The following is a 20,388-nucleotide window of genomic DNA, read 5'->3' on the forward strand; positions in this document are numbered from 1 at the left end:
TAAAGATACGATTATAGCGCAAAAGGCTGCTCTCTTCTCTGGATAATTCCCCCGCCGATCACGTCATTACCTTCATAAAAAACGGCACTCTGGCCTGGGGCAATGCCCTTTACGTCTTCATAAAAACGAACATTTATGCCGTTTTCGTATGTGTAGAGGTTGCTGAGTGCCCCTTTATCTTTATACCGGATCTTGGTAAGGGCTTCCATTCCATCGGTAATGCCATCGTATTTGATCCAGTTCAGCCTGGTAACTTTCATTTCGCTGCGGTTCAGGTCATCTTCTTCCCCCAGCACTACGGTATTGGTCTCGGGCAGTATTTCGGTCACAAAAACGGGTTTGCCCAGGGCAATATCCAGCCCTTTCCGTTGTCCAACGGTGTAAAAAGGGTAGCCTTTGTGTTTTCCAAGCACTTTCCCGGTCTTGTCGATAAAATTGCCGCCACTTACTTTTTCTTCCAGGCCTTCCACTTTTCTTTTCAAAAAACCGCGGTAGTCGTTATCGGGCACAAAACAGATCTCGTAACTTTCGTTCTTTTTGGCCAGTTCAGGATAACCAAAATCATGGGCCATCTGGCGGATATCTTTTTTATGATAGGTACCCAGGGGCAACAGGGTACGGCTCAGCAGGTCCTGCTGCAATCCCCACAGGGCATAGCTCTGGTCTTTTGTGTCATCAATTCCTTTCCGGATAAAATACCTTCCGTTGGTATGCTGATGCACCTGGGCATAATGGCCGGTGGCGATGAAATCACAGTTCAGCGCATCAGCCCTTTTCATAAGTGCCCGCCATTTGATATGGGTATTGCACATCACACAGGGATTGGGGGTGCGGCCGGCCATGTATTCTTCCACAAAATTATCGATCACAAAATCGCCGAATTCTTCCCGTATGTCGAGGATGAAATGCGGAAAACCATGCTGTACGGCTGCCTGCCGGGCATCGTTGAAACTGTCCAGGTTGCAGCAGCCGGTCTCCTTTTTCCCGGTGGTACCCACGCTGGTTGCATAGTCCCATGTTTTCATGGTGATGCCCACTACTTCATAACCTTCTTTATGAAGCATCAAAGCGGCCACGGTACTGTCGATACCGCCGCTCATGGCCATCAAAACCTTTCCTTTTTTGCTCATTTTTTCTCATTCGTTAAGGACCGGCAAAGATACGAAATCAGTTTGTGGTTTGAGGTTTGCAGTTTATGGTTTCGGGAATTTCTTAAATACTAAGAGCCCTTGATAACTTTCAACTTTCAACTTTCAACTTTTCACTTACTTTGCAGCCATGCAGCAGTACCTGAAACTTATAAAACATATTATTGAAACCGGCGCCGATAGAAGCGACCGAACCGGCACAGGAACAAGAAGTGTTTTTGGCTACCAGATGCGGTTTGACCTTCGTGAAGGGTTCCCGTTGGTTACCACAAAAAAGACCCACCTGAAGAGCATCATTCACGAACTGCTCTGGTTCCTGCAGGGCGACACGAATATTGGTTACCTGAAAGAACACAATGTAAGGATCTGGGATGAGTGGGCTGATGAGAACGGCAACCTTGGCCCGGTGTATGGAAAGCAATGGCGTAGCTGGGAAGGGGCCGATGGCGTGGTGGTTGACCAGGTGAAGGACCTGATCCATCAAATAAAAAATAATCCCGACAGCCGGCGTATGATCATCAGTGCATGGAATGTGGCCGACCTGCCGAAGATGAAACTGATGCCCTGTCATTGTTTATTTCAGTTTTATACCTCACCCCCAACCCCTCTCCATCCTTCGGCAAGCTCAGGAGAGAGGGGCGTGAAAGGCAGTCTCTCCTGTCAACTTTATCAGCGTTCTGCCGATGTGTTTTTGGGTGTGCCTTTCAATATCGCATCGTATGCTTTACTCACCATGATGATCGCCCAGGTTTGCGACCTGGAGCCGGGCGAATTTGTTCATTCATTCGGCGATGTTCACCTGTACAGCAACCATTTTGAACAGGCCAATCTGCAGTTGACAAGAACGCCGTTTCCTTTGCCACAGATGAAGATAAACCCGGCAGTAAAAGATATTTTCGGTTTCAGCTTTGAGGATTTTGAACTGCTGAATTACCAATCTCACCCGGCTATTAAGGCGCCGGTGGCTGTTTAACCCTGGTCTGACGCCCCCGTCTGACCAATAAAACATATCCTGTTGGTCAGACGGGGGCGTCAGACCAGGAAAAGGCACATTTTTCTGTTCCCCTGCATATTAATCCTTCCGCTTTTTCGTTTTATGACGAGGAAGGATATCTTATGAAAAAAACTGTTACACTCTGCTTTTTTACTGTTTCCGTTTTAATGACCGTTGCACAGCCTGCAAGGGATACCACGTTAAAAGAACAGAAGGAAAATGTTATTAAGGAAACCACCATCATCCAGGTAGAGAACCTGGGCGCCGATATCAACACGGATAACCCCGAGATGCGGCCAACCATTTCTGCAGATGGAAACCTCTTGTTCTTCATCCGCCAGAACGACCCGGCCAATATTCAGTATGCCACGGTGCCCAACTCGCAGGATATCTGGTATTCCATGCGGGACAGTACGGGCAAATGGTCGCCGGCAAAACATTTAAGCGCCCGGGTCAATGCATCCCATTACAATGCGGTGTTCTGGATATCGCCCGACCTGAATAAGATATTGCTGAAGGGGTCATTCATCGACGGGCAGTATTATGGCATGGGAGTAAGCATGATCCACAAGCGCAGCGATAACAGCTGGACGGATGCTCAAATGCTCCGCATCCGGAATTTTGAGAAATTCAGGGAAACAGCACAGTTCGGCGCTTCCATGGGGCAGGATGGCAAGACCCTGTTGTTTTACATGACGGATAAAAAGGGAAGCTATGAGAATGACCTCTATGTTTCCTTCCTGGAAGGGGATAATATCTGGACAGCTCCTAAAAGTCTTGGAAAAAAGATCAATCTTCCTGACTATAACGAGATGAGTCCCTTCATTGCTTCGGATGGCAAAACGCTTTATTTCAGCAGCGACCGGCCGGGAGGGATCGGCGAGAACGATATCTGGATGAGCAAACGCCTGGATGACAGCTGGACCAAATGGAGCGACCCGGTGAACCTGGGAAGGCCCATCAACACGGAACTTTCGGAAGCATTTTTTACGCTGGATGCCGGGGGGGAATATGCATACCTGACATCGAGCGACGGCGCTTTCGGAGGCAGTGATATTGTACGGGTGAAATTACTGGAAAGGGAAAAACCAAACCCGGTGGTGCTGGTAAGCGGCAATGTATATAATGCAAAAACAAAAGAACCCCTGGCGGCATCGCTGATCTATGAAACATTGCCCGATGGTACCGAAGTGGGCAATGGGGTTTCGAGCCCGATAGACGGGTCGTTCAAAATGGTTTTGCCCTACGATAAGAACTACAGTATCCGGGCCTCGGCCGATAAATTCTTTGCCATTTCTGAAAACCTCAACTTAGATTCCCTGGTCAAAGCAGGGTACAAAGAAATTCATAAAGACCTTTACCTGGCGCCGATCGAGATCGGGCAGGTGTTCCGGCTGAACAATGTGTTCTTTGACTTTGATAAGTATACCCTGCGACCGGAATCATTTGTTGAATTAGACAGGGTGGTGGGTTTCCTGAATGAATACCCCAATATTGAGATTGAAATGAGCGCTCATACCGACAATAAAGGTTCGGATGAATACAATATGAAATTGAGCGATAACAGGGCCAGGTCTGTGCGGGAATATATCCTGTCGAAAGGAATTGCAGCCACAAGGATTATCTCGCAGGGTTATGGCGAAACAAAACCTGTGGCAGATAATAACAATGATGATGGTACCGATAACCCCGAAGGGCGCCAGTTGAACAGGAGGGTGGAGTTTAAGATATTGAAGAATTAGATGGTCATTGGTCATTAAGTCATTAGGTCATTAGGTCATTAGGTCATTAGGTAAAAATGCGGGAAGTGTACAAGTTCCGTATTTTTACTTTTTAATTTTGGCTTTATGGTCTCTCTCATCGTCGCAGCTGCAGAAAACAACAGCATTGGTAAAAACAACCAGTTGCTCTGGCATTTGCCCAACGACCTGAAATTTTTCAAGAACAGCACCTGGGGCATGCCCGTGATCATGGGGCGTAAAACATTTGAATCGGTGAACAAGCCCCTTCCCGGAAGATTTAATATTGTCATTACCCGGCAGCCCGGCTGGAATGCGGAGGGCGTAATTGTTGCGGCGGATCTGAATGATGCGCTGAAGAAAGCAGCTGAAACAAACTGCAAAGAAGCATTCATCATTGGCGGCGGGGAGATATATACGCAGGGTTTTGAGATCGCCGGTAAGATCTATCTTACCCGGGTTCATGCGGTACTGGACGGAGATACCTTCTTTCCTGTCATCAATGAGGCTGAATGGGAATTGACCAGCAACCAGGAATTTGCTGCGGATGATAAACATTCTTTTGCCTATTCATTTCAAACCTGGATGAAGAAATAATTTTTAACCCGCCTGCCGGAGGGCAGGTTCTTAATTCTTAATTCTTAATTCTTAATTCTTAATTGTTCAACCGTTATCAATCAGCAAAAAAATACCTCCGGTATTACCTCACTGCTTCCAACGGTAAAGGGCATGGCATTCATTCACCTTTCGTATTCGATTTCATTCAGCATGTTTTAAATGATAGAAAGGAGTATCCCTGTTATTCAATGATCGAAGCAAAAAGAAAAGAATTGCTCAGGAATGAGACCGTGATCGAAGTACAGGACTTTGGTGCCGGCTCATCCGTGATCAAAACAAAGCAAAGAGTAGTAAAAGATATTGCTGCTTCATCGCTCAAGCCAAAAAAATATGCGCAACTATTGTTCCGGATGGCACAATATTATAAGTCCAAAACCATTCTTGAACTGGGTACATCTTTTGGTATCAGCAGTGCTTACCTGGCTTCTGCCAATGGTATGGCCGATGTGTATACCTGTGAGGGTGCTTCTTCAATAGCCGCTATTGCAAAACAGAATTTTAATGAACTTGGTTTAGGGAATATTCACCTTGCAGAAGGAAATTTTGCCGAAACGCTGACTGCTGTTTTATCCCGGGCCGGTAAGATCGACCTGGCATTTATAGACGGCAACCACCGGAAAGAACCTACCTTAAACTATTTTCAACTACTGTTAAACCATTCAACAAATTCTTCCATTTTCATATTCGACGACATCCACTGGAGTGCCGGTATGGAAGCGGCCTGGGAGGAAATAAAACAACACCCGGCGGTCACATTAACGATCGACCTGTTTTTCATAGGCATCGTCATATTCAGCCGTGATATTAATCATAAACAACACTTCTCAATCCGATTTTAATTTTTCTTACATTTGTCCCAATTAACTGACTATGATAATTGGTGTTTTAAAAGAGCCTTCTCCCGAAACCAGAGTATCCCTGCTTCCAGAACACATCGCAATACTGAAAAAATGGAATGTAGAGGTATGTATAGAGAACGGGGCAGGAGTAAATGCTTTTGCCAATGATGAAAAGTATGCGGAGGCCGGTGCAAAACCGGTGAGCCGTGCAGAACTGCTTGATACTGCCAGGATCATCCTTTCCCTGAATAACCCCGGGGCAGATACGTTATCGGCATTGAAACCGGGTACTGTTCTGTTGGGTGTTTATCAACCCCTGTTCAACCCGGGCCTGATGAAAGAACTGGCCGAAAAAGGATTGACCGTTTTCAGTATGGACATGCTGCCCCGTACTACCCGTGCACAAAGCATGGATGTACTGAGCAGCCAGGCTAACATAGCCGGGTACAAAGCCGTGTTGCATGCAGCCGGCCTGTTCCCAAAATATTTTCCCATGTTCATGACGGCAGCGGGAAGCATTCCGCCGGCCAAACTGCTGATACTGGGTGCCGGGGTTGCCGGTCTGCAGGCCATTGCTACCGGCAGAAGACTGGGTGCCGTGGTGGAGGTTTTTGATACCCGGCCTGCGGTAAAGGAAGAAGTGATGAGCCTGGGTGCCAAATTTGTTGAAGTGGAAGGAGCAGCCGATGCCAGCAAGGCAGGAGGATATGCCGTGGAGCAGACAGAAGATTTTATGAAGCGGCAGAAGGCAAAGATCGCAGAGAGTGTTGCCAAGGCAGATATCATTATAACAACCGCACAGATACCCGGCAGGAAAGCACCCATATTGATCACCACAGAAATGCTGGGTGCCATGAAAAGCGGCTCGGTGATCATTGACCTGGCTGCTGCAACCGGCGGCAATACCGAACTGACAAAGAATAACGAAACAGTGATGCACAACGGCATCCGCATTGTCGGCAATTCGTTTTTGCCCGCAACCATGCCCAGCGACGCCAGCAAACTGTATGGCAAGAACATCCTGAATTTTTTACAGCTGATGATCACCAAAGAGGGAGAACTGAATCTGAATTTTGAGGACGACCTGGTCTTAGGTACCTGCATTACAGATAATCAGCAGATCGTGCACGACCGGATAAGAGAAATGATAAATTAATTGCTATGGAAAATATTTTAAACTGGATCTCGGAAAATCAGCAGATCATCTACATTGTCATCCTGATGATCTTTGTAGGGATAGAAGTGATCGGCCGTGTACCCAGCGTGTTGCACACTCCTTTAATGAGCGGTGCCAATGCCATACACGGCGTGGTCATCATCGGGGCCATCATTGTTATGGGCAAGGCAGAACCCGATAATTACCTGGCATTGATACTCGGTTTTTTAGCGGTGATACTCGGTACGTTGAATGTGGTAGGTGGATTTGTGGTTACTGACCGGATGCTGGAAATGTTCAAGAAGAAAAAGTAGTTACACGAATTAACCAATTAACGGATTAACAGATAAAATGGAACTGAACCTGCTTACGATATGCTACCTGATCGCCAGCGTGACATTTATCCTTGGCCTTAAAATGCTGAGCAATCCTGCCTCCGCACGAAAAGGAAATTTAGTTGCCGCCGCAGGCATGACCATTGCCATCATCGGCACTATTTTTTTATACGAAAGCGGGGGCCAGCGGCTGCACAACTACGGATGGATATTCGGGGGGTTACTTGTGGGCGGCATCATTGGAACACTGGCTGCAAAAAAAGTGAAGATGACGGCCATGCCCGAAATGGTGAGCCTGTTCAACGGAATGGGCGGCGCCTGTGCGGCATTGATCTCTGCTGCTGAGTTCTATCATATTTATAAAGTACACCAGGATTCTCCCGGCACTGCTTTTTCAGATATTGTTTCTGTTGGTACCTATATCACCATTGTTGCAGGCGCCATCATCGGAACAATATCCTATACCGGAAGTATCATTGCCTGGGGCAAACTGAACGGTCGGGTAAAGGATTTTTCTTTTAAAGGCCAGCATATTGTGAACATGATCGTACTGCTGCTTACGTTGGTAGCGGCAGTATTTGCCTACCGTTCAAACATCGGTGATATCTATATTCCCTTTATACTGATCGGCCTGTTTGCATTCATCTACGGGATCTTATTTGTGATGCCGATCGGGGGCGCCGATATGCCGGTTGTGATCTCCCTGCTCAACTCATTCACCGGTGTGGCAGCAGCCTGCGGCGGGTTCCTGTACGACAATAAAGCCATGCTTACCGGTGGTATACTGGTGGGCGCAGCAGGAACCTTGCTTACCATACTCATGTGCAAGGCCATGAACCGTTCACTTACCAATGTATTGATCGGTTCGTTTGGAGGCGGTAATAAAGCTACCGGGACAGCAACAGGCAAGACCCAGGGCAACCATAAAGAAATAAGCCTGGCCGATGCTGCCATGCTGATGGCTTATGCTAACAAAGTGATGGTAGTTCCCGGGTATGGCCTTGCCGTGGCACAGGCACAGCATACCTGTCATGAACTGGAAAAGATACTGGAAGAAAAAGGGGTTGAATTCAAATACGCCATTCACCCGGTGGCGGGCCGCATGCCCGGTCACATGAATGTGTTGCTGGCAGAAGCCGATGTGCCTTATGAAAAACTACTGGAGATGGAACAGGCCAATGACGAATTCAAGACCTGCGATGTGGTGCTGATACTGGGCGCCAATGACGTGGTGAACCCGGCTGCAAAGAGCGATCCTGCTTCCCCCATCTACGGCATGCCCATTTTAGAAGTGGAGCAGGCCAAAACGGTCATTGTAAACAAACGAAGCATGAAACCCGGTTATGCCGGTATTGAAAATGATCTTTTCTTCCGGCCCAAAACAAGCATGTTGTTTGGCGATGCGAAAAAGGTATTGCAGGATCTTTGTGCGGAAGTGAAGATGGTTTAATTCTGGGTGAAAAATTATTATTTTACCTCTCCCTGCCGTTCAATAATAAACTGCATAATCGTCTCCGGTTCCACACCTGCCCGTTGCATAGCATCCACGATCTCATCCCGGTTCACGTTGGCAGCAAAGGCTTTTTCCTTGAAACGTTTCTTAATGCCTTTCAGTTCCATGCCGGCATATCCTTCGGGCCGCATTAAACTATAGGCATGGGTCAGACCACTCAGTTCATCGAAAGCAAAAAGCATTTTGTCCATTTTGGTTTCAGGCTCCACGCCAAAATGATTGGGCCCATGACTGGCAATCGCTCTTATGATCTCCGGGTCAATATTCCGGGCTTCCAGTTCTTCAATGATCTTTTTGCAATGCAGGTCGGGCCATTGGTCCCAGTCGGCATCATGCAGCAGGCCAGCCATTTCCCAGCGCCATTGGCCTGCTTCATCCAGGCCTTCTTTTTCAGCAGCCCAGCATTTCATTAAATAAGCCACCTGCTTCATGTGCAGTTGAAGCCGTTCATTCTTTACCCAGTCGGCAAATAACCGGTATGCCTCTTCCCGGCTTAAAACATTGCCGGCATTTACAGGGTTTCCAAAAACAGTGCGGTTTAACAATAATGACATGGTGCGTTGGTTGAATAAGTGTCTGCGAAAATAAAAATTATCAGCTAACTTCAGCCGCATATTAAAATTATCATCGTTGAACAGCCTACCAGCAGAATTGATCCGGTCGTTGCGTAACCTGGAAAGCTTTAATGAAGAAGCTTTTATATCGGTACATCAGCAGGGTGGTCAGATCACTTCAGTGAGAATGAATCCAAACAAATCCTGGATCCCGGATCCTGGATCCGGGATCCGGGATCCAGTTCCATGGTGCTCAAACGGTTTCTATTTAACCGAACGTCCTTCTTTCACACTTGACCCGCTCTTTCATGCAGGCGCCTATTATGTGCAGGAAGCAAGCAGTATGTTCCTGGAAGAAGTGTTGAAACAAACGGTAGATCTTGCCCAGCCTGTAAAAGTATTAGATCTCTGTGCAGCGCCGGGTGGTAAATCAACATTGATACAGTCCGTTATCTCAAAGGACAGTTTACTGGTAAGTAATGAAGTGATCAGGGCAAGGGTGAACATCCTGTCGGAGAATATGACCAAATGGGGGGCAGCCAATGTGATCGTTACCAATAATGACCCCAGGGATTTCCAGCGGCTGGAGAATTATTTTGATGTGATCGTGGTGGATGCTCCCTGCAGCGGGAGTGGTTTATTTCGTAAAGACCCGGATGCTATTTCGGAATGGAGCGAGAACAATGTACAGCTTTGTGCCCAGCGCCAGCAACGGATACTGGCGGATGTGATGCCGGCGTTGAAAGAAGAAGGGATCCTTATTTATTCTACCTGTTCTTATTCACAGGATGAAGATGAAGAAATAGCAGATTGGCTGGTGGAGGAGTTTGCAGCGGACAGTTTGCAATTGACAGTTCGGGAGAACCAGGGGATCGTTGAAACCGTTTCAGCAAAATACAATTCGTTCGGATACCGTTTTTATCCGGAGAAGGTGAAGGGAGAGGGATTTTTCATTGCAGCATTTAAAAAAGGCCGGGTAAATGAGGAGGAGAATGAGGTCAAAAAACATCCTTCGGCTCCGCTCAGGACAAAAGCAAAAAAGCCGGTTGATGGAGTTACAGCCAGGGAGAGAGAGGTTATAAAACGATCCTTGAATGATGCAGATGATCTTGTATTCATCAAACAGCAGGAGGAGGTGCTGGCCATCCCGGCAACCATGGAAGATGCCCTTGCTTTGATGCGATCAGCACTCTATATAAAAAAAGCAGGCATAAAAATTGGTGCCATCATCCGGGAAGAACTGGTGCCGGCGCATGAACTGGCGGTGAGTACGCTCATCGGTCCATCAGTTGCCCGGTTTGAAGTAGACAAAGAAACCGCCCTGCAATACCTGCGGCGTGATGAAATAAAGATCGAAACGGAATATAAAGGCTGGGCATTGGTCACGTTCCGGGCTTTACCCATTGGCTGGGTAAAAGTCCTGGCAAACCGCATCAATAACCATTACCCGGCTCCATGGCGTATTCTTAACAGGTGATTGTCGGAATAAACCAACTAATTTTTGCATATTTGCAGACACAACTCCTTTGAAAGATGAAAAAAATTCTGTTCGTACTTTTTTTGCTGCCTTTTTTTGCTGCTGCACAAAAGGGTATCGAAATAAAACCGGTGAAGATGCATACGGTGGGCCCGAAAGAAAACCTCAGCAGCATTGGCCGCCTGTATGAAGTGAACGGCAGGGTGCTTGCCAATTACAACAGCATTGATTATGATAAAGGCCTTACCATCGGGCAGGTATTAAAGATCCCGCCAAAAGGCACCACGCTTGACCAGGTAGCACCGCCAGTAAAACAGGTAACGGAACCTGTAAAAAAGGAGGAAACCCTGATCCAACCCCCGGCAGTAAAGTCGGAAACCAAAGCAGAGACCAACGAAGAGACCGGAACCCCCGTCTACCATAAAGTAGGTAAGAAAGAAACCTTGTATCACATCAGCACCCTGTACCCGGGAGTAACCATAGATGATCTTAAAAAATGGAATAACCTTACCGGCGATGCTGTGAATGAAGGAGCGAACCTGGTTGTTGGCTATAAAAAAGCAACAGCAGATCTCAAAAAAACAGCCATTGAAAAAACAGAAAAAGCAAAACCGGTTGTTGCCGAAACGGTAAAGAAAGAACCGGCGAATGTAGTAAAGGGGACAGAAAAAACAGATCCGGCAATAACAGATGTAGCCGGAAAAAATAGTAAGGGGGGTGCTTTTAAGGCATTGTTTGAATCACAAAGCAGCAATTGGAATGTGGTCAATGAACAGGGGTCGTTCGGTGTATTTAAGAGCACCAGCGGCTGGAATGATGGAAAGTATTACTGCCTTTATAATAACGCAAGCCCGGGTACCATCATCAAAATAGCTTCCACTTCCACCGGTAAGATCGTATACGCAAAAGTGCTGGATATAATGCCGGACCTGAAGCAGAATGACGGCCTGCTCATCCTCATCAGCAATGCTGCTGCCAATGAACTGGGAGTTGCTGAAAATAATTATGGCTGCAATATCAGTTATTCAAAATAAGTATGGACCCGGGTATGTTTTATGGAAAATGATATCCCCGGAGAAAATCCCCCATGTTCATTTTTTTCTTTCCCTCCAGTTGCAGTTCTTTCACCTGTACATAGCCATCGGCACAGGCAAATTTTAAGAAGGTCTTTTTATCGGTCTCAAAATTGCCGGGCGATGAGCTGGTGGTACCCGGCTCTTTTTCGGTCCGGTATATCTTGAGTGTTTTGCCGTTGAAACTGGTGAACGCACCTGGAAAGGGAGAGAGGCCACGGATGAGATCATGCACTTCGGCTGTTTTTTTGTAAAAATCTATCCGGCAGGTTTCTGTGGATAGCTTCGGGGCGTGACGGATTTTTTGGTCCCGGATCCCGGGTCCCGGATCCTGCGGTAACTCCTGTATTGTTCCTTCTGCCAATCCCCTGATCGTTTTTACCAATAGTTGTGCGCCGATATCTTTCATCTTATCGTGCACTTCACCGGAGGTTTCGTTCTCAGCAATTGGAAAGCGTTGTTGTAAGAGGATATCGCCGGTGTCAATCTCGTGTTTCAGTCTGAAGGTGGTCACACCGGTCTCTTTCTCGCCATTGATGACCGCCCAGTTGATGGGGGCGGCGCCGCGGTATTGCGGCAGTAAGGAGCCATGCAGGTTTACCGAACCCATGGGTGGCATATTCCAGACCGCTTCGGGTAACATCCGGAATGCAACAACTATTTGCAGATCGGCTTTCAAAGATCTCAGTTCTTCTAAAAATTCAGGGTTCTTTAATTTTTCGGGTTGAAGAATGTGCAGGTTATTTTCTACCGCATATTTTTTTACAGCGCTTTGCTGTATTTCCATTCCCCGGCCGGCAGGTTTATCCGGCGCTGTGATTACACCCACAATAGTACATCCTGCTTTTACCAATGCATCAAGTGATGCAACAGCAAATTCAGGCGTGCCCATAAACACTATACGTAAGTCTGTAAACTTACCCGGATCGTTTGTTGTCATCAAATGCTATTCAAAATCTTCGTACAGTAAATATTTTTTCCGGATCGCCTTAAAAACCTTCAGTTCCACTTCCCAGCTTCTTCTTATATCTTTCTCGGTGGCCCCGTGTTTTACCTGCTGCATCAAAATATCGTTGCCGGCCAGTTTGTTGAAGAAATTATTTTTCAGGAAGAAAGTATCCTTGCCGGGAAATAAGCGGTATGCTTCTATCAGGTATTTCAACTGGATCTGTCCATGGAGGTTCTTTAATACTTCTTCATTGGTTCCGCTTAAATTCCACCCATAGCATCGCTGGAAAAAACATTTGCTGTTTTTGGCACCGGCATTTGGTTTTGGTGTAAAGGCGTATAAGGTATTTGGTAAAGAAGGGTGCCCAAAGATCTGGAACGGCTTATCCGTTCCCCTGCCTTCACTCAACACCGTGCCTTCAAAGAAACAGGTGGAGGGATACAGGTAAATGCTTTGCATCTCTTTTAAATTGGGGGAGGGCATTACCGGAAGTATGTACCGGGTCTTGTGGTCGTAATTTTTGCATTTGATCACCTGCACATGAAAGGGCGTATCGGGGGTAGGCTCCGTAGTTATATTATAGGCATTGATGGCATTTGCTTTTGCCGATAACCAGTTTTCCCCGGTAAGCATCAGTGCATATTCCCCGATGGTCATGCCATATACAATGGGAATGGGTTGCATGCCGACAAAACTTTTAAAGCTGGTATCCAGTACCGGGCCATCCACATAAAATCCATTGGGGTTGGGGCGGTCAAGTATCAGCAACGGCTTATGATTTTCCAGGGCGGCTTCTAAATAATATTGTAGGGAAGAAATGAAAGTATAGAACCGCACCCCTACATCCTGTATGTCGAATATCAGCACATCCACGTCTTTCAGATCGTCTGGGGTCGGTTTTTTGTGACTCCCATACAAACTGATCACCGGCAGCCCGGTTTTTGTATCCCTGGCATCACTCACTTTTTCCCCGGCATCGGCATCACCCCGGAAGCCATGCTCCGGCCCGAATATCTTCACCACATTGATGCCGCTTTTTATCAGTGTATCCACCAGGTGGGTACCGTTTACCAGGCTGGTCTGGTTGGCAAAAACGGCTACAGCCTTCCCCTTCAGCATGGGAAGATAGACATGCATCCGGTCGGCGCCGGTTATAACTGATTGGTTATTTGCCTCTTGTCCGGAAACGGCAAAATGACCGGAAAGCAAGACGATCAGGGCAGGCAATATTCTTTTCATGAAGTAAAGTTGCTTAAAATATTTTTAATAGCTGCTTCCGTTTATATATTAATTTGCACACTATTTATAATCTTTCCCCCCGCTTGCAGCGGGGGATCAAAACAAAATTTTATGCAACAGGTTAAAGAAGGAGATGTAGTGAAAGTACACTACACGGGTAAATTAGTAAGCGGTGAGCAGTTTGATTCCTCGGCCGGCAGGGAGCCGCTGGAATTTACAGTAGGCGCCGGGCAAATGATAAAAGGGTTTGATGCAGCCATGCCCGGAATGAGTTTGGGCGAAAAGAAAACGATCAATATTTCACCCGAAGAAGGGTATGGCCCCCGGCTGGAAGAAGCCATCATTAATTTTCCAAAAGAGAATGTACCTGCGGATATGCAACTGGAACCGGGTATGCAGCTTACGTTGAGCAACCAGGCTGGTCAGCCTTTCCCGGTGATCGTTACAGAGATCAGGGAAGACGTGATCGTACTGGATGCCAATCATTTTCTGGCCGGGCAGGAGTTGGTATTTGATATTGAGTTGGTGGAGATAGGGTAAGTAATAAGTTGTAAGTACTAAGTAATAATTAAGGCGGCCTGCAATTGCAGGCCGCCTTTTTTTGTAGCGTATTCTCTAATTTTACTTTTAACTTATACCTTACAACTTTTAACTTATTACTTTTAAGCTATGATACAGATAAGCCCGGATAGTATTGCCGACCGTTTTATGCGCTATGTACAGATTGATACACAGAGTGATCCGGCCAGTACTGCACATCCTACTACCGAAAAACAAAAGGACCTGAGTAAACTCCTGCTGAAAGAACTGTTCGGCATGGGCATCACCGATGCTTCCACCGATGCGTTTGGATATGTGTATGCAACCATTCCTTCCAACAGCGGCAAAAAGAATATTCCGGCCATTTGCTTTTGCGCACACGTGGATACTGCGCCCGACTGCAGCGGTACCAATGTGAAACCGGTCCTTCACCGCTATTATGATGGCAGGGATATTGTTCTGCCGGATGACCCGGCGCAGGTTCTGCGGATGAGTGATTCGCCCTATTTAAAGAATCATCTCAACAGCGGCGTCATTACCGCCAGCGGCAACAGCTTGCTGGGGGCCGATGACAAAAGCGGTGTGGCAGCCATTATGGAAGCAGCATTATTCTTTGTACAGAACCCGGCCGTAAAACACGGCGATATAAAGATCTTATTTACCCCCGACGAGGAAGTGGGACAGGGTACTGCCAGGGTGGACATGCAGAAGTTGGGTGCACAGTTTGGGTATACGCTGGATGGCGGCGAGGCAGGAAGCCTGGAAGATGAAACATTCAGTGCAGATGGGGCTGTCATCACCATACATGGCGTGATCGTTCACCCGGGTTATGCAAAAGATAAAATGGTGAATGCGCTGAAAGTGGCAGGCGCCATACTGGATGCATTACCGAAACAGGAATGGAGCCCGGAAACAACGGAAAAAAGACAGGGTTTTGTGCATCCTACCACCCTTAACGGCATTGCAGAAAAAACAAGCCTGCAATTTATTGTACGGGATTTTACCGTAGCGGGTTTACTGCAGCACCATGAAAGACTGAAGAAAATAGCAGCAGATACCGTTGCTGAATTTCCCGGGGCCGTAATGGAATATACGGTGCAGGAGCAATACCGGAATATGAAGGAAGTACTTGACAAACACCCGCAGGTGGTTGCTTATGCAGAAGAAGCCATACAACGGGCCGGGTTGAACATAAAAAAAGAAAGCATCCGTGGTGGCACCGATGGCAGCCGCTTCAGTTATATTGGTATGCCCTGCCCGAATATTTTCACCGGCATGCAGAACATTCACAGCAAACTGGAATGGATCGGGACAAAGGATATGGCCAAGGCAGCCGAGACCATCGTGCACCTGGCGATGATCTGGGAAGAACGGAGTAAGGAATATTGAGCAAGGAACAAGGAATACTGAATGATGAATGGGCAGACTCCGTGATATTCAAAATTTCTTGTTCTATTCTCCACGTAATTGCAGGTAGAACAACGCAGCTGCAGCAACCGTCATGATGATCAATGCGGCAAAGCCAAGAATGTTTGATGTTCTTCCGTTCACATTTTCGCCCATTATCTTTTTGTTATTGGAAATATGAAGGATGATGGCGATCAGGACAGGAGAGGTCAAACCATAAAGTATGGCGGTATAGAGGAGTGCTTTGACCGGAGAGATGCCTATGTAATTCAAGGAGAGACCAAGGATCAGTGAAACGGCGATGATGACATAGAATGCTTTTGCTTCATGAAATTTTTTATCGAGGCCCTGTTCCCATCCAAAGGTCTCTGCAAAGATGTAGGAAAGGGAACCACATAATACCGGTATGGCGATAAGCCCGGTACCGATCACCCCGATCGCAAAAAGGAGATACGCAAGGTTCCCGGCCAACGGCTTCAGGGCCATCGCGGCCTGTTCAACGGTGTCGATCTGGTGAATGCCCCCTTTGAACAGCACGGTCCCGGTGGTAAGAATGATGAAGAACATGACAAGGCCCGAAAAAGACATCCCGAAATCCACATCCTGTTTCATTTCGTGGATGATCTTTTTGTCAACCATCAGGTGTTTTTTCTTATGCTTCATCTCTTCCACTTCCACCGATGCCTGCCAGAAGAAAAGATAGGGCGAGATGGTGGTGCCCAGTATGCCCACCAGTATGGCGATAAAATCCTTGTCAAATTTGATGGTTGGAATAAAAGTGGAGGTAAGGATCTCCAGCAGGTCCTGTTTGTAGAGGAACGGAACAATAAAATAAACCAGCATGACGATGCACATATATTTTAATGAAGCAGCAATTTTCTGGTAGGGCAGGTAGATGATAAGGCCCAGGAGTATGATGGTGAAAAGCACACTGAAATAAGTTGCATCAATGGAAGGGAACAGCAGGTTTCCTACCGCACCCATCCCTGCAATGTCGGCGCCGATATTCATTACGATGGCCGGGAAACTGAATAGCAGCATGAGGTACAAAACCGGCCTTGGATAATTTTTTTTCAGTGTTCCGGTCAATCCCTGGGAGGTGACCAACCCGATCTTTGCACACATCTGCTGGATGGATGCCATGAGCGGAAAAGCCACGATGGATGTCCAGAGCGTGGAAAGGCCGAATGCTGCACCGGCCTGTGAATAGGTTGCAATGCCCGATGGATCATCGTCGCTGGCGCCCGTTACCAACCCCGGACCCAGCAGTTTCCAGAAACGTGCGAATTTGTTCGGTCTTTTCTTTTCAGTACTCATGTTTGGATGACTTCTTTGTGCCGGGTAAGCAATCAGCCTGTAATTTAAGAAGATGAACCCAGAATGACTGCACTTATCAGGAATGTTTTGGCATTCAGAAAGGTTGCCGGGTTTCCGGAAATGAAGAACCCTGTTTAGATGAAGCAGGGCAAATATTTTCTTCCGGCTACCCAAAAAATTTCTACCTTCAGTTTAAATTTTACTACTATGGAATTATTAAGAGAGTATTGGTGGCTGATCGTACTGGTATTTGCTTTATTGGGTTGCTTTGTGACCATCAACCAGGGTTTTATCGGTGTGGTCACCATGTTTGGTAAATACCGCCGTATCCTTCGTCCCGGCCTGAATTTTAAGATACCTTTCCTGGAGCAGATATTCAAAAAAGTAAGTATCCAGAACCGCTCGGTGGAGCTGGAATTCCAGGCGGTTACCATTGACCAGGCGAATGTTTATTTTAAATCAATGCTCTTATATTCCGTGCAGAACGCCAATGATGAAACGATACAGAAAGTGGCTTTTAAATTCATCAGCGATAAGGACCTGATGCAGGCATTGGTTCGTACCATTGAAGGCAATATCAGGGCTTTTGTTGCCACCCGCCGCCAATCGGAGATACTTGGACTGAGAAGGGATATTGTGGAATTTGTGAAAGAACATGTGGATACATCGCTGGAAGAATGGGGCTACCATCTGCAGGACCTCCAGATCAATGACATTACGTTTGACCAGGCCATCATTGACAGTATGAGCAAGGTGGTGGCCAGTAATAACCTGAAAGCTGCTGCGGAAAATGAAGGCCAGGCATTGCTGATCACCAAAACAAAAGCTGCAGAGGCAGAAGGCAATTCCATCAAGATCGCTGCAGAAGCGGAAAGGCAGGCAGCACAGTTAAGAGGCCAGGGGGTGGCTTTATTCCGGGAAGAAGTGGCCAAGGGCATGAGCCAGGCAGCTGCCGAAATGAAGCAGGCCAACCTGGATACCAATGTAATCCTGTTCAGTATGTGGACAGAAGCCATCAAGAATTTTGCTGAATATGGAAAGGGCAATGTGATCTTTCTGGACGGCAGCAGCGACGGAATGGAAAAGACCATGCGGCAGATCATGGCCATGCAGCAGATGGAATCAAAAAAGTAAAAGAAGCCCGTTATAGCATTGAAGCCCCGGATATTCCGGGGCTTTTTATTTAAGCAGCCTGCCTGTAACCCGGTACAGACATGTGTTTAAGAAATCGTGTCTGCCAAAGACATGGAAGTGTTTATGTGCATTTCTATTGTTTTCTATGTGTCTATCCATGCCATTGGCGGGACAGGTTGTGGTTCAGGTATGCAGGATAAAATATAAGATTAACATTTTGTTATGCAGCTATTGTAACTTTGTTTCGTTTCATTGCAGAAATAAACAATTTTGGCATAATTATCGAAAGGAAACAAGCAACCATTAAAACCGGCATCCATGTTTAATATTTTGTTACAGGTTGATAGTGTGGCCCTCGGCACTTCAACGGCAGGAAAGGAATCTTTGTTCTCTCTATTGGTTAAAGGCGGCGTTTTGATGATCCCCCTGGCTATATTCTTCGCCCTGGCCATTTTTTTCTTCATTGAACGGCTGATCGCCATCCGCAAAGCAAGCAAGATCGAAGATAATTTCATGAGCATTATCCGGGATCATATCGTCACCGGTAATGTGACCGCTGCCCGCAGCCTGGCAAAGAATACCGGCCACCCGGTGGCGAAAATGATCGACAAGGGAATTCAGCGTATCGGCAAACCCATTGATGCCATTGAAAAAAGCATGGACAATGTAGGCAAGCTGGAAATATATAAAATGGAAAAGAACCTGCCGGTGCTTTCGGTGATCGCCCGTATAGCGCCCCTGTTTGGTTTTGTGGGTACCATCATCGGCCTGGTTATGCTGTTAAGGGATTTTGCAGCGGCAGCCAACCCGTCCATCAACGATATTGCCGATGCCATGTACGTGAAGATGATCACCTCGGCAACGGGCCTCATCATCGGTATCCTTTCCTTTTTGGGGTACAGCTACCTGAATACACAGATCGACAAAACAGTGAATAAAATGGAATCGGCCAGCGCTGATTTTATTGATATCCTGCAGGAACCGACACGATAAAACGTTGCAACGTTTAAACGTTTGTAACGTTGCCACGTTGTGAGCTCACAAGAATGAAATAGTATTATGAGTTTAAGAAAAGATTAAGAGACAGTCATAATGAAGTGGACGCCGGTCCGCTCAATGATGTGCTGTTCATACTGCTGATGTTCTTTTTGCTGATATCCACGCTGGCAAATCCAAACGTGGTGAAGGTTACCAACCCCCGGGGAAAGAGCGATACGCGGGTTAACCAGACCATTGTGGTTACGGTCACCAAAGATCAGCAGGTATACATTGGCACCCAACTGATCGACATGATCTATATCGATTCGTTGCTGAAGAAACAGGTGGAGCTGAGCAAAAAATACGTGGATACGCCAACCGTGATCCTGAATGTGGATACGGCCGCTTATTACGGCAAGGCATTCCGCATTATGGAAGCAGCTAAAAGGGCGAAGGCAAAACTGGCGGCCAATATCAAATAGTAATTAATACCATCCTTTCTTTCCCGTACATATCCTTTTTTATCATCACCGTTTGATAATCCTTCCTGAATAAGGCTGCAACATCATTGGCAAGGTCTTCATGTGTTTCCAGGTAGATCTTCCCGTTGGGCAGTAAGTTTGTTTTTCCGAAAGCGGCGATCTTCTCATAAAATATCAGCGGGGACCCATCCGGGACAAACAAGGCCAGGTGTGGTTCAAAGTCTGTAACATTCCTGTCTAATTTCTCTTTTTCATTAACCGGGATATAGGGCGGGTTGCTGATGATGATATCAAACAGGGGAAGGGCAGGCCAGTTCTTTTCATCTAAAAAATCCAGGTGAACAAAGTGGATATGGGCATTGTGCATAGCTGCATTTTCTTTTGCCAGGTCAATGGCCTGCCTGCTGATTTCCATGCTGGTGATGATGGCTGCGGGTAAGTATTTCTTTATGGCAATGGGTATGCAGCCGCTGCCGGTACCAATATCCAGTATGGCCGGGTCGGTAAGCCTCGACTTCCTGTCTTTGATGAGCTGTTCCACCAGTTCTTCTGTTTCGGGCCTGGGGATCAGTACGTGTTCATTCACTTTCAGTTTCATGTGGTAGAACCAGCCTTCACCCAATACGTATTGTACGGGCTTATGTGTCAGTAATTCCCCAAGCGCCTCCTGGATAAGCTTATCAGCAGCAGGAGTTATCCGTTTATTGGGATTCTTTATGATATCCGTCCGTTTCAGGGAAACTTTTTTTTCAAATACCCAGTCGGTTATGTTGGTGGCCTCGCCAAGGCTGTAAACCTTCTGCAACTGCAGTAAAAAATTCCGGTATAGTTCTTTTATCATCACCGGCGCAAACATAGTTTATTTTTGGTTGCTTATTTTTGTCCCTTGTCATCAC

Annotated in this window: 20 protein-coding genes; 14 read left to right on the top strand and 6 right to left on the bottom strand. The window is 46.7% G+C overall.

The genetic code is table 11. The features are described from left to right. Positions 1-11: 11 nt before the first annotated feature. Entirely contained in the window at positions 12-1,130 is a 1,119-nt protein-coding gene (gene mnmA / locus IPJ02_12560) for a tRNA 2-thiouridine(34) synthase MnmA (GenBank protein ID MBK7376353.1), read from the bottom strand. Between the two features lie 148 nt (positions 1,131-1,278). Here mnmA and IPJ02_12565 point away from each other — a divergent pair, with 148 nt between their 5' ends. The 7 genes from IPJ02_12565 to IPJ02_12595 all read left to right on the top strand — a co-directional run bounded on the left by IPJ02_12565 (position 1,279) and on the right by IPJ02_12595 (position 8,279). Beyond that, positions 1,279-2,121, top strand: coding sequence for a thymidylate synthase (locus IPJ02_12565; GenBank protein MBK7376354.1), 843 nt, complete (start codon positions 1,279-1,281; stop codon positions 2,119-2,121). A gap of 143 nt (positions 2,122-2,264) precedes the next feature. After that, positions 2,265-3,884: an OmpA family protein gene (locus IPJ02_12570; GenBank protein MBK7376355.1), complete on the top strand. Its 1,620-nt coding sequence runs from the start codon at positions 2,265-2,267 to the stop codon at positions 3,882-3,884. A gap of 105 nt (positions 3,885-3,989) precedes the next feature. Next, positions 3,990-4,478 (top strand): dihydrofolate reductase, encoded by a 489-nt coding sequence (locus IPJ02_12575; GenBank protein ID MBK7376356.1) that lies wholly within the window; start codon positions 3,990-3,992, stop codon positions 4,476-4,478. A 62-nt stretch (positions 4,479-4,540) separates the two neighbouring features. After that, a complete protein-coding gene (locus IPJ02_12580) occupies positions 4,541-5,338 on the top strand; it encodes a class I SAM-dependent methyltransferase (protein MBK7376357.1) in 798 nt (265 codons plus the stop codon). 31 nt (positions 5,339-5,369) lie between these two features. Then, complete coding sequence (locus IPJ02_12585; GenBank protein MBK7376358.1) at positions 5,370-6,494, top strand: Re/Si-specific NAD(P)(+) transhydrogenase subunit alpha; 1,125 nt, start codon at positions 5,370-5,372, stop codon at positions 6,492-6,494. A 5-nt stretch (positions 6,495-6,499) separates the two neighbouring features. After that, entirely contained in the window at positions 6,500-6,808 is a 309-nt protein-coding gene (locus IPJ02_12590; protein MBK7376359.1) for an NAD(P) transhydrogenase subunit alpha, read from the top strand. Between the two features lie 37 nt (positions 6,809-6,845). Next, positions 6,846-8,279 (top strand): NAD(P)(+) transhydrogenase (Re/Si-specific) subunit beta, encoded by a 1,434-nt coding sequence (locus IPJ02_12595; protein ID MBK7376360.1) that lies wholly within the window; start codon positions 6,846-6,848, stop codon positions 8,277-8,279. Between the two features lie 17 nt (positions 8,280-8,296). Here IPJ02_12595 and IPJ02_12600 read toward each other — a convergent pair whose 3' ends face one another. Further along, positions 8,297-8,896 (bottom strand): hydrolase, encoded by a 600-nt coding sequence (locus IPJ02_12600; protein ID MBK7376361.1) that lies wholly within the window; start codon positions 8,894-8,896, stop codon positions 8,297-8,299. A 76-nt stretch (positions 8,897-8,972) separates the two neighbouring features. On the opposite strand from IPJ02_12600, the gene IPJ02_12605 reads away from it, so the two are divergent. Both IPJ02_12605 and IPJ02_12610 read left to right on the top strand, forming a co-directional pair. After that, complete coding sequence (locus IPJ02_12605; protein ID MBK7376362.1) at positions 8,973-10,373, top strand: RNA methyltransferase; 1,401 nt, start codon at positions 8,973-8,975, stop codon at positions 10,371-10,373. 56 nt (positions 10,374-10,429) lie between these two features. Continuing rightward, entirely contained in the window at positions 10,430-11,407 is a 978-nt protein-coding gene (locus IPJ02_12610; GenBank protein MBK7376363.1) for a LysM peptidoglycan-binding domain-containing protein, read from the top strand. Positions 11,408-11,426: 19 nt separating this feature from the next. Here the strand turns inward: IPJ02_12610 and IPJ02_12615 are convergent, their stop codons facing one another. Further along, entirely contained in the window at positions 11,427-12,338 is a 912-nt protein-coding gene (locus IPJ02_12615; protein ID MBK7376364.1) for a methionyl-tRNA formyltransferase, read from the bottom strand. Positions 12,339-12,392: 54 nt separating this feature from the next. Further along, positions 12,393-13,634: a DUF1343 domain-containing protein gene (locus IPJ02_12620; protein ID MBK7376365.1), complete on the bottom strand. Its 1,242-nt coding sequence runs from the start codon at positions 13,632-13,634 to the stop codon at positions 12,393-12,395. 111 nt (positions 13,635-13,745) lie between these two features. Here IPJ02_12620 and IPJ02_12625 point away from each other — a divergent pair, with 111 nt between their 5' ends. Together IPJ02_12625 and pepT are read left to right on the top strand one after the other, a co-directional pair. Further along, positions 13,746-14,174: a peptidylprolyl isomerase gene (locus tag IPJ02_12625; GenBank protein MBK7376366.1), complete on the top strand. Its 429-nt coding sequence runs from the start codon at positions 13,746-13,748 to the stop codon at positions 14,172-14,174. A gap of 129 nt (positions 14,175-14,303) precedes the next feature. Then, the gene (gene pepT / locus IPJ02_12630) at positions 14,304-15,563 is read left to right on the top strand and encodes a peptidase T (GenBank protein ID MBK7376367.1); all 1,260 of its coding nucleotides are present in this window, start codon (positions 14,304-14,306) and stop codon (positions 15,561-15,563) included. Between the two features lie 63 nt (positions 15,564-15,626). Here pepT and IPJ02_12635 read toward each other — a convergent pair whose 3' ends face one another. Then, positions 15,627-16,898: a divalent metal cation transporter gene (locus tag IPJ02_12635; GenBank protein ID MBK7376368.1), complete on the bottom strand. Its 1,272-nt coding sequence runs from the start codon at positions 16,896-16,898 to the stop codon at positions 15,627-15,629. A gap of 207 nt (positions 16,899-17,105) precedes the next feature. Between IPJ02_12635 and IPJ02_12640 the strand changes: the two genes are divergently transcribed. The 3 genes from IPJ02_12640 (at position 17,106) to IPJ02_12650 (ending at position 19,492) form a co-directional block, all read left to right on the top strand. Then, a complete protein-coding gene (locus IPJ02_12640; protein ID MBK7376369.1) occupies positions 17,106-18,032 on the top strand; it encodes an SPFH domain-containing protein in 927 nt (308 codons plus the stop codon). A 318-nt stretch (positions 18,033-18,350) separates the two neighbouring features. Continuing rightward, positions 18,351-19,025 (top strand): MotA/TolQ/ExbB proton channel family protein, encoded by a 675-nt coding sequence (locus tag IPJ02_12645; protein ID MBK7376370.1) that lies wholly within the window; start codon positions 18,351-18,353, stop codon positions 19,023-19,025. Between the two features lie 104 nt (positions 19,026-19,129). After that, entirely contained in the window at positions 19,130-19,492 is a 363-nt protein-coding gene (locus tag IPJ02_12650; GenBank protein ID MBK7376371.1) for a biopolymer transporter ExbD, read from the top strand. On the opposite strand, the gene prmC is transcribed toward IPJ02_12650, so the two are convergent. After that, positions 19,485-20,333, bottom strand: coding sequence for a peptide chain release factor N(5)-glutamine methyltransferase (gene prmC / locus IPJ02_12655; GenBank protein MBK7376372.1), 849 nt, complete (start codon positions 20,331-20,333; stop codon positions 19,485-19,487). The genes IPJ02_12650 and prmC overlap by 8 nt on opposite strands. Positions 20,334-20,388: the final 55 nt, after the last annotated feature.

Source organism: Chitinophagaceae bacterium (genome assembly GCA_016710165.1).
Lineage (GTDB): Bacteria > Bacteroidota > Bacteroidia > Chitinophagales > Chitinophagaceae > Ferruginibacter.